We start from the raw sequence: 9,066 nt of genomic DNA on the forward strand, positions 1-9,066 counted from the left end.
TCGGCGACGAGTTCGGCGTAGGCGTCGGCGACGGTGTTGCGGGCCAGGCCGAGGTCGGCGGCGAGGGCGCGGGAGGACGGCAGCCGGGTGCCGGGGGCGAGGCGCCCCGCCCGTACGGCCTCGCGGATCGCCTCCATGAGACCGGCACGTCGGCGGGGACCGCGTATCTCCAGGTGGAAGTCGGTGCCGCCGGGGGAAGTGGCCCAGGGATCCGTCATGGAAGTGGACCATACAGGTGCGTCAACCGGCGCGTAGCGTCGGGGACATGACGACGAACACGATCACCGCAGCGACCTCCTCCGACTCCCCCGCCCCCGCCGTGTACGCCCCCGAGGAGCCCGCCCGCCTGAACCTGGCCGGGCTGGCGCCCGACGTGTACAAGGCCATGATCCGGCTGGACGCGGTGGCCCACGAGGGACTGGACCCGGCCCTGGCGGAGCTGGTGAAGATCCGTGCCTCGCAGCTGAACCACTGCGCGTTCTGCCTGGACATGCACTCCAAGGACGCCCTTGCGGCCGGGGAGTCGGCGGAGCGGATCATCCAGCTCGGCGCGTGGCGGGAGTCGCGGCACTTCTACACGGAGAAGGAGCTGGCCGCCCTGGAGCTGACGGAGGCGGTCACGCTGCTGACGGACGGCTTCGTGCCCGACGAGGTGTACGCACGGGTCGCGGTCCACTTCGAGGAGCGGGAGCTGGCCCGGCTGCTCTCCCTGATCCTGGTCATCAACTCCTGGAACCGGATCGCGGTGACGTCCCGCTCGGTGCCGGGCCACTACACCCCGGGCCAGTTCGCCGCGCACAAGTAGCGCACGGCGGCCGGTCCGGGGCCCCGGGGACGGGGGTCCCGGGGGCCGGGGGCGGCCGGCTCAGCCGTCCGCCTTGATGGTCTTCATGGTCAGGTGGGACTGGAGGCGCAGGACGGCGGGCAGGCCGCTGAGCCGTTCGGTGAGGAACGCCTCGTACGCGCCGTGGTCGGCGACGGCCACGCGGATGACGTAGTCAGGCCGCCCGTACATGCGGCGGAACTCGACGACCTCGTCGTAGGCGGCCACCGTCTCCTCGAACTCCGCGACGCTCTGCCGGTCCTTGGCGTAGATCTCCACGTCGATGAGGACCTCCAGCCCGCGGCCCAGCGCGCGGGGGTCGATGTCGGCCCGGTAGCCGCTGATCACCCCCGCCTCCTCCAGGCGTTTCACCCGGCGCAGGCAGGGCGGCGGGGTCAAGCCGACCCGTTTGGCCAGCTCGACGTTGGTCAGTCGCCCGTCCTGCCGCAGGTGAAACAGGATGTCGCGGTCCACGGCGTCCAGAGTGAGTTGATTTCCCACAGCAAGATCGTACCGCCACGATCCGCAACCCTGCGTGGTGAGGTCCTTCCTAAGATGTCGCCGCCGTCCGGTGCTCGGCCCGGGCGGCGGCGGTCGTTCACGGGCGCTCCCCGGCCCGGTGAAGCACCTGTGAAACCGTCGGTGACGCCCCGGCCGGTTCACTACGCTCGCCACCCCCGACTCTGGAGGTACGGCATGGGCGACCACCCCGTCCGCACCGTCGAGGTGCCCCTCGGCGACGGCAGCGACGACACGGTCCTGGTACAGGTCCGCGAAGTGGACGAGACGTTGGTCCGGGTGGGGCGCGGCGGCCGCTCCGTGGTCCGTGCCGAGCGGTCGTTCGGTCAGATGCTGGACACCGTGCGGCCGGTGGCGGAAAGCTTCGTGGGGCGCTTCCGCGACCTCGCGAACGCGCCCGACGAGATCACCCTGGAGTTCGGGGTGTCACTGTCCGCGGGCGCCGACGTGGTCATCGCCAGCACCGCGACCGCGGCGAACTTCTCCGTGACCCTCACCTGGAACAGGCCCGAGGGGACCGGGCCGGCCGCGTGACGCGGGCGCCGGGCGGGCCGGGGCGGCGCAGCGCGGACGAGGCGCTGGCCTCGGGTGTCGTGAGGATCAGCGGCGAGGACGGCGGGGAGCCGGTCGGCGCCGGCTGCCTGATCGCCCGCGATCTGGTGCTGACCTGCGCCCACGTGGTGTCCGACGCCCTGGACCGGCCGCGCGAGGCGGCGGTGACCGAAGGCACCGCTGTCCGGGCCGGCTTCCCCCTGCTGGAGACGCCCGCCGGCCGCATCGCCGAGGTCGTTCACTGGGTGGGGATCGACGGGCACGGCCGGGGCGATGTCGCCGTGCTGCGGCTGCGCGAACCGGCACCGGAGGGCGCGCGTCCGCTGTCCTTCTCCGCACACCGGGAGGTCTGGGACCACCGCACCCGCGCGGTCGGCTTCACCGGTGGCGAACCGGGCGAGAGGTGGTTCCGGGGCAGGCTCGGCGGGCCCACGGGCGAGGGCTGGCTGCAGCTGTCCCGCGCCGACGGGCAGACCACGCACATCGAGGAGGGCTTCAGCGGCAGCCCGGTCTGGGACGACGAGATGGGCGCGGTCGTCGGGCTCGTCGTGGCGACGCACCGGGGGCGGGACGCCCAGGCGTTCGTCCTGCACACACGGACGGTGCTGCGCGCGCTGCCGCCCGAACTCGCGGCGGTACTCGACCCGCCCTCGCCGTTCCGGGGCCTCGCGGCCTACCAGGAGGACGACGAGGACGTCTTCTTCGGACGGCAGGGTGACGTCGAGGACGTGCTCGCGGCCCTGCGCGGCGGACACCGCGCCGTCACCCTCTACGGACCGTCGGGCTGCGGCAAGTCATCGGTGGCGCGGGCGGGTGTGGTGCCCCGGATGCGGCGGGCGGGGTACGAGGTGCTGGTGGTGGACGCGGGGAAGGTGTCGTCCCCGCGGGCCGCCCTGGCCGTCGAACTGTACGAGGCGGTCAGGCAGGAGCGGTACGGCCCGCCGCGGGCGGGCGGGGTCGACGAGGTGGAGGGCTGGCTGGCCGCCTACGGCCTCGCGGACACCCTCCACCGGGTGCGCGGCGACCAGGACGGCAGGCTCCTCGTGGTCCTCGACCAGGCCGAGGCGCTCCTGGACCGCACGGACGCCGAACTGGGCCAGGCCGTGGACCTCCTCTTCCCGGAGCGGGCGGCGGGCGGCGCACGGGTGTTGCTCACTCTGCGGGCCGACTTCATGGACGCGGTCCTCAAGCACCCCCGCCTCGGTCCCGCGCTGCGCTCGGGGCGAACGCTTCCGCTGACGCCGATGTCCCCGGAGCAACTCCGGGAGGTGGTGGTCAGGCCGGTGGAGCGGCTGCCCGCGGTGGAGTACGACCCGGGACTGGCGGAGCGCATCCTGACCGACGCGGGCGGCGACCCCGGCGCCCTTCCGCTGCTCGGCTTCGTCCTGGAGACGCTGTGGGCGCGCCGCTCCTGCGGGCGGCTGTCGGCGGCGGCGTACGAGGAGACGGGCGGGGTGTCGGGTGCACTGAAGCAGCACGCCGCCGCCGCGTGGAAGGCGTGCGCGGGTTCCCCGGGGGCGTCGCAGGAGGCGCTGCGGCTCCTCACCGGCCTGGTGCGGGTGCTGCCGGGCAGCGAGACGCCGCTGCGGCGCAGGCTCACCCGGGAGGAGGCCGGCGAGGACCGCTGGCGGATCGCCCGGGCCCTGGCGGAGCAGCGGCTGCTCGTGCTGCACGGCGACCAGGGCGAACCGGAGACGGCGGAGCTCGCCCACGAGGCGCTGTTCACGGCGTGGCCGGAGCTGAAGCACCAGGTGGAGGTGGATGCGCGGTTCCTCGCCGCACGCGCGGAGCTGGCGCACGACCTCGACCGCTGGGAGCGCGGCGGGCGCGTGTCCGATCTGCTGCCGGGCCCGCTGCACCTCGGGGCCCTGGAGGGCCGGCTGGACGGAAGGGAACACGAACTCGCCGCCGGGGAAAGGTACTTCCTGGACCTGGCGCGGAGTCGCCGGAGGGCCCGCCGGGTCCGGACCCGGGCCGCGTGGACCGCGGTCGCCGCGGTGTTCGCGCTGCTGGTGGGGCTCGGCACCTTCCTGGTGCACCAGGCGGAGGTCAGTGCCGCACGGGACGCGGAGGCGCGGTCCCGCGCTCTGGCCACCGCGTCGGACGAGCTGGCGGCGCGGGACCCCGGCCTGGCGTCCCTGGCCGCGGTCGCCGCGTACGACACCGCGCCGACCCACGAGGCCCGCAACGCGCTGCTGCGCCGCTATGCGTCGTTCAAGACGGCGGCGTGGGTGCTGAGCGGCGCGGAGGGTGAGATCCGCGGGGTGGCATCGGACACCGGCGGGGCGGTCGTCCTCGCGTCGACGGAACGGGGCCGCGCCACCCTGTTCGTCCGCCGGGACGGCGGGCAGGTGACACGCCGGCACCTGCGTCCGCAGGCCAACGCCGTCGTGCCCCTGGTGAGCCGGGACGGGCGGCGCGTCGCCTACCTGTCGGCCGGGAGCGGCGACCTGACGTGGCACGACGTGGATCCCGCGGCCGACGACCCGCTGGGGCCCGCGCACACCGTCCGGGCCGGAGGGTTCCGGAACGCCGAGCGGGCGCCGCTGACCGGCGGCGTGCCCGCCGATCTGGCCGGCTTCTCCCCCGACGGGGACGCGGTGGCGTCCGTGTCGCGGGACGGCCGGGTGTGGCTGTGGGACCTGCGGACGGGCCGGAACCGTGTGCTGGCCGTGCCGGCGCGCGGGGCGGAGGGGGTCGCGTACGGCCCGGACGGCGACACCCTCGTGGTCCACCTCGACGAGGAGCGGGGTCCGCTGCGGGGCACCCTCGCCGTGGTCGACACGACCACGGGGACAGCCCGGAACGTGTCCCGCGGCGTGGGCCTGATCGGGGAGTTCACGGCGAGCACGCTCTCGGGGGACGGCCGCGTCCTGGTCTTCTGCGAGCGGCCGGAGGACGGCGGCCGCGCACGCTACCGGGCCGTACGGGTCGACGACGGACACGAACTGGTGCGCCACACCCCCGAGTCGCACAGCAACTGCGCCGACGTGGCGGTGGACCGGGCGGGCAGCCGCTTCGCCGTCCACCACGGGGACGGGCGGTGGACGTTCGTCGGCACCGGGCCGGACGGGGCGGTGCGGCAGACCTCCGGCATCCGGTCCGGCCTGGTCAAGGGGCTGCCCCTGCTCACCGTCGCGGGAACGTCCGCCCCGCTGGTCTGGGACGGGGGCTCGGTGACGGCCCTGCCGATGCACACGGACTCCTTCGACATCGTCAGCCCGCCGGTGCTCCTCGCCGGAGGCACGAGGATGCTCGTGCACAAGGGCGACCGCGGAGAGCGGCTGGCCCTCCTGGACATCGCCGGAGCGGCGACCGGAGGACGGGTGAAGGTGGTGGAGGAGGCTCCCCGCACGCCGTCGCCGTCCGCCCTGACCACGCCTCTGGAGGCCGTCAGCGTCAACGCCTCCGAGACGCTGGCCGCCGACCTGGTGCGGCCGGACCTGATCGAGGTCCGGTCCCTCCCGTCGCTGCGCGCCCTCGCCCGGATCCCGCTCGCGGTGCCGCCGCAGGACACCGCGGGGAAGAGGCTTCCGCCGTACATCGGGTTCACGGACGACGACGTGCTGCTCACGGTGTCCGGCAGCGCCATCGAACAGTGGGACCCCCGCAGCGGCCGGCGCACCGCCGCCGCGATCGACGCGCGGGACCTCGGGCTCACCGGCCGGGAGCCGGCGGAGTTCTTCGTGCGCCCCCACGCGGTGCCGGGGCACCTGCTGGTCAGCGTGTCCGGCGAGCCCGTCGTGCACGCCGTGGACCGCAGGACCGGCAGGGTGGACGAACGGCTCCGGGTGCGGTTCGGCGACGATTACCTCTTCGGGTCGTTCACGAAGGACGGGCGGTACGCCGTCACGGTGGCCGCCGGCGGCATGCTGGAGGGCTGGCGGCTGACGGGGGACGGGAAGGCGGCCAGGGTGGTGGGTCCCCTCACGCCTCCGATGGAGATCACCAGATCCCGGCTGAGGGCGGTGGGCGACTCCGCGTACGTCGTCGCGAACGGCCCGTACGTCCGCTTCCTGCACCTGGCCGAGCCGTACCGGACCGACACCTACGACCTGGGGACCGACCAGGTCTTCCACGCCGTGTCAGCCGACGGGCTGACCGTGCTGCGGCAGGACGGCGGAGGCATGGACGTGCTGCGGCTGGACCCCGCGCTGTGGAAGCGCCACCTGTGCGCGGTCGTCGGCCGCGACACCACGGAGCAGGAGCGCCGCGGCCTGCCTCCCGGCCTACCGGACCGGATCTGCCCCGGCCGCCGCTGAGGAAGTGGGAGCCCCCGAGGCGCCGGCCGCCGCGGCGCGCCTGCGTGCCGCCAGGACGACGAGCACGCCGGCCACGGCCCCGAGCACGAACGGGGACGGCACGAGGAGGACAGCGCCCAGCACGCACCACGCCGCGAGGCCCCAGCCGACCCACGGCGGCACGGCCACCCCGCGCCCCGCCAGGTGCCAGACCAGGCAGCCCAGGAGGAGGAGCGGCACGGAGAAGCTGCCCGGCCCCGCCCAGAAGGTGAGTTCGTTCCGCAGCGCCGCCTGTGTCGGCGCGTCCGCCGGGGCCAGGGGGACGGCCGCCCACAGGCCCTTCTGCACCCACGCCCCGATGTCGTCCCGGGCCATGACCGCGAGCAGCGAGAGGTGCCCGGCCCCCAGCCCGACCATGATCCCGCCCGCCCAGCGCAGCAGCCCTCGCCCTTCGACCTGTGCCACGGTTCTCCCCCCGGTGATACGGACCCGTACAAGTGTTCTGTACGGTACCGTACAGAACACGTCGCCCAGAGGGGACCCGATGCCCGCGGTGGCGCGCACACCACGAAACCGCTGGATCGAAGCCGGACTCGACGCCCTCGTCGAGGGGGGCCCCGCGGCGGTGCGCGTCGAGACGCTCGCCGCCCGGCTCGGTGTGACGAAGGGCGGGTTCTACGGCTACTTCAAGGGCCGCGCCGCCCTGCTCGCGGAGATGCTCGACGCGTGGGAGCTGCGCTGCACCCGCGAGGTGCCGGCCCGCGCGGACGTCGAGGGCGCGGACGCCGCCGACCGGATCCGGCACGTCGCCCACCTGACCTTCTCCGAGGACTTCCACCGCATCGACCTCGCGGTCCGCGCCTGGGCCCGCCACGACCCGGCCGTGGCCGAGCGCCTGCGCCGCGTCGACAACGCGCGCATGGACTTCCTGCGGGAGTCGTTCGGCGCCTTCCTGTCGGACCCCGAGGAGGTCGAGGCCCGCAGCATCCTGGCGTTCACGCTCGCCATCGGCCGCCACTTCATCGTGGCGGACCACCCGGGGCGCACCCCCCGCGAGGCGGCCGCCCTCGCCGGGGAACACCTCCTGCGCCCCGAGAACCCGTGACGGACGCGGCCCGGCGCCTTCCCTCGCGGGCGCACCACCAGGGGCGAGGGCGCGGGGAGGCGCAGCCCACACCTCCGCGGTCCGCAGCGGGCGGCCGGCCTGTGCTACGGTTCTGGGGTTGCAGTTGTGGTACCCATGAACCTATGTGCGCCTGACGGGAATGTTTCTCCTTCAGGCGCATTGTTTGTTTCCGGCGTCTCCGGATGGGGCCTTCTGCCTACTGAAGGAGAGAGAAACATGGCACAGGGAACCGTGAAGTGGTTCAACGCCGAAAAGGGCTTCGGCTTCATCCAGCAGGACGGCGGCGGCCCCGACGTCTTCGCTCACTACTCGAACATCGCGACCCAGGGCTTCCGTGAGCTCCAGGAGGGTCAGCGGGTGTCCTTCGACGTCGCGCAGGGCCAGAAGGGCCTGCAGGCGGAGAACATCCTCCCCGCCTGATCGCCTGATCGCGTATCCGCTCACCGGGGTCCGCACCAGCATGGTGCAGACCCCGGTTTGTGCTGTTTCCAGGAAGGCAGACACCCGCATGCCCCGCAGACCCCAGAAGCCGAACCGGCGCGCTTCGGCGCCCTCGCCGTCCGCGCCGCCCCGGCGGGAGTTCCGGCTGCCGGAGAGCACGACCCCCGCACTTCCCGCCGTCGAGGACTTCGCCGCTCTGGACATGCCCGCGGGCCTGCTGAAGACCCTCACCGCGCAGGGTGTGACCGCCCCCTTCCCCATCCAGGCCGCGACCCTGCCGAACTCGCTGGCCGGCCGTGACCTGCTCGGCCGGGGCCGCACCGGCTCCGGCAAGACCCTCGCGTTCGGGCTGGCGGTGCTCGCCCGGACGGCCGGGCTGCGTGCCGCGTCCAAGGCGCCGCTCGCCCTGGTCCTGGTGCCCACGCGCGAGCTCGCCCAGCAGGTGACGGACGCCCTGACCCCGTACGCGGCGGCGGTGGACGTCCGGCTGGCCACCGTGGTCGGCGGGCTGTCCATCGGGAAGCAGGCGCACACGTTGCGGCGCGGCGCCGAAGTGGTCGTGGCGAGCCCGGGCAGGCTCAACGACCTGGTGGAGCGCGGTGACTGCGTCCTCGACGACGTCCGCATCACGGTGCTGGACGAAGCCGACCAGATGACCGACATGGGCTTCCTGCCGCAGATCACCCGGCTGATCCGGCAGGTGCGGCCCGATGGGCAGCGCATGCTGTTCTCCGCGACCCTGGACGGCAACATCGACCGCCTGGTCAAGGAGTTCCTGACCGATCCCGTGGTGCACTCCGTGGACCCGTCGGCGGGAGCGGTGACCACCATGGAGCACCACGTGTTCCACGTCCAGGACGAGACCGACAAGAAGGCCGTCACCGCGCGCATCGCGGCCCGCGACGGCCGGGTCATCCTGTTCCTCGACACGAAGAGGTCCGCGGACCGGCTCGCCAAGCGCCTGCTGGCGGCCGGCGTCCGGGCGGCGGCCCTGCACGGGGGCCGCTCCCAGCCGCAGCGCAACCGCACCCTGGAGCAGTTCAAGAGCGGCTACGTCACCGCGCTGGTCGCGACGAACGTCGCGGCCCGTGGCATACACGTCGACGACCTCGACCTCGTCGTCAACGTCGACCCCCCGACCGACCACAAGGACTACCTGCACCGGGGCGGCCGCACGGCACGCGCGGGCGGCTCCGGCAGCGTGGTCACCCTGGTCCTGCCCGAGCAGAAGCGAGACGTCCCGCGGCTGATGTCGGACGCCGGCATCCGCCCGCGGACGGCGCGCATCGCGTCCGGTGACGCCGTCCTGGCCACCGTCACCGGCGCCCGGGAACCGTCCGGCGTGCCCGTCACCATCGAGGTGC

Annotated in this window: 9 protein-coding genes; 6 read left to right on the plus strand and 3 right to left on the minus strand. The window is 74.0% G+C overall.

All coding sequences use genetic code 11. From position 1 onward, the window contains the following. The coding region (locus tag BJP40_RS04050; protein ID WP_143065882.1) for a GntR family transcriptional regulator at positions 1-218 on the minus strand (218 nt) is incomplete at its 3' end. A gap of 47 nt (positions 219-265) precedes the next feature. Between BJP40_RS04050 and BJP40_RS04055 the strand changes: the two genes are divergently transcribed. Continuing rightward, positions 266-805, plus strand: coding sequence for a carboxymuconolactone decarboxylase family protein (locus tag BJP40_RS04055; RefSeq protein ID WP_071278639.1), 540 nt, complete (start codon positions 266-268; stop codon positions 803-805). A 60-nt stretch (positions 806-865) separates the two neighbouring features. Here the strand turns inward: BJP40_RS04055 and BJP40_RS04060 are convergent, their stop codons facing one another. Further along, positions 866-1,324: an Lrp/AsnC family transcriptional regulator gene (locus BJP40_RS04060; RefSeq protein ID WP_071267192.1), complete on the minus strand. Its 459-nt coding sequence runs from the start codon at positions 1,322-1,324 to the stop codon at positions 866-868. A gap of 195 nt (positions 1,325-1,519) precedes the next feature. Between BJP40_RS04060 and BJP40_RS04065 the strand changes: the two genes are divergently transcribed. Together BJP40_RS04065 and BJP40_RS04070 are read left to right on the plus strand one after the other, a co-directional pair. Then, positions 1,520-1,876, plus strand: a complete 357-nt coding sequence (locus BJP40_RS04065) for a CU044_2847 family protein (protein WP_071267194.1) — start codon at positions 1,520-1,522, stop codon at positions 1,874-1,876. Further along, positions 1,873-6,156 (plus strand): trypsin-like peptidase domain-containing protein, encoded by a 4,284-nt coding sequence (locus BJP40_RS04070; RefSeq protein WP_071278640.1) that lies wholly within the window; start codon positions 1,873-1,875, stop codon positions 6,154-6,156. Before BJP40_RS04065 ends, BJP40_RS04070 begins: the two co-directional genes overlap by 4 nt. Here BJP40_RS04070 and BJP40_RS04075 read toward each other — a convergent pair. Next, the gene (locus BJP40_RS04075) at positions 6,124-6,600 is read right to left on the minus strand and encodes a DUF6463 family protein (protein ID WP_226962495.1); all 477 of its coding nucleotides are present in this window, start codon (positions 6,598-6,600) and stop codon (positions 6,124-6,126) included. The genes BJP40_RS04070 and BJP40_RS04075 overlap by 33 nt on opposite strands. Positions 6,601-6,679: 79 nt before the next feature. Here BJP40_RS04075 and BJP40_RS04080 point away from each other — a divergent pair, with 79 nt between their 5' ends. The 3 genes from BJP40_RS04080 to BJP40_RS04090 form a co-directional block, all read left to right on the plus strand. Then, entirely contained in the window at positions 6,680-7,240 is a 561-nt protein-coding gene (locus BJP40_RS04080; RefSeq protein WP_071278641.1) for a TetR/AcrR family transcriptional regulator, read from the plus strand. 237 nt (positions 7,241-7,477) lie between these two features. Then, complete coding sequence (locus tag BJP40_RS04085; protein WP_071267200.1) at positions 7,478-7,681, plus strand: cold-shock protein; 204 nt, start codon at positions 7,478-7,480, stop codon at positions 7,679-7,681. 88 nt (positions 7,682-7,769) lie between these two features. Next, positions 7,770-9,066 (plus strand): DEAD/DEAH box helicase (locus tag BJP40_RS04090; protein WP_071278642.1); only part of this gene is annotated, 1,297 nt, incomplete at its 3' end.

The sequence above is a fragment of the Streptomyces sp. CC53 genome (assembly GCF_001865245.1).
Taxonomy (GTDB): domain Bacteria; phylum Actinomycetota; class Actinomycetes; order Streptomycetales; family Streptomycetaceae; genus Streptomyces.

Coding starts and splice junctions, on each gene's coding strand:
- BJP40_RS04055 (WP_071278639.1), top strand. CDS start 266: ATGACGACGAACACGATCACCGCAGCGACCTCCTCCGACTCCCCCGCC.
- BJP40_RS04065 (WP_071267194.1), top strand. CDS start 1,520: ATGGGCGACCACCCCGTCCGCACCGTCGAGGTGCCCCTCGGCGACGGC.
- BJP40_RS04080 (WP_071278641.1), top strand. CDS start 6,680: ATGCCCGCGGTGGCGCGCACACCACGAAACCGCTGGATCGAAGCCGGA.
- BJP40_RS04085 (WP_071267200.1), top strand. CDS start 7,478: ATGGCACAGGGAACCGTGAAGTGGTTCAACGCCGAAAAGGGCTTCGGC.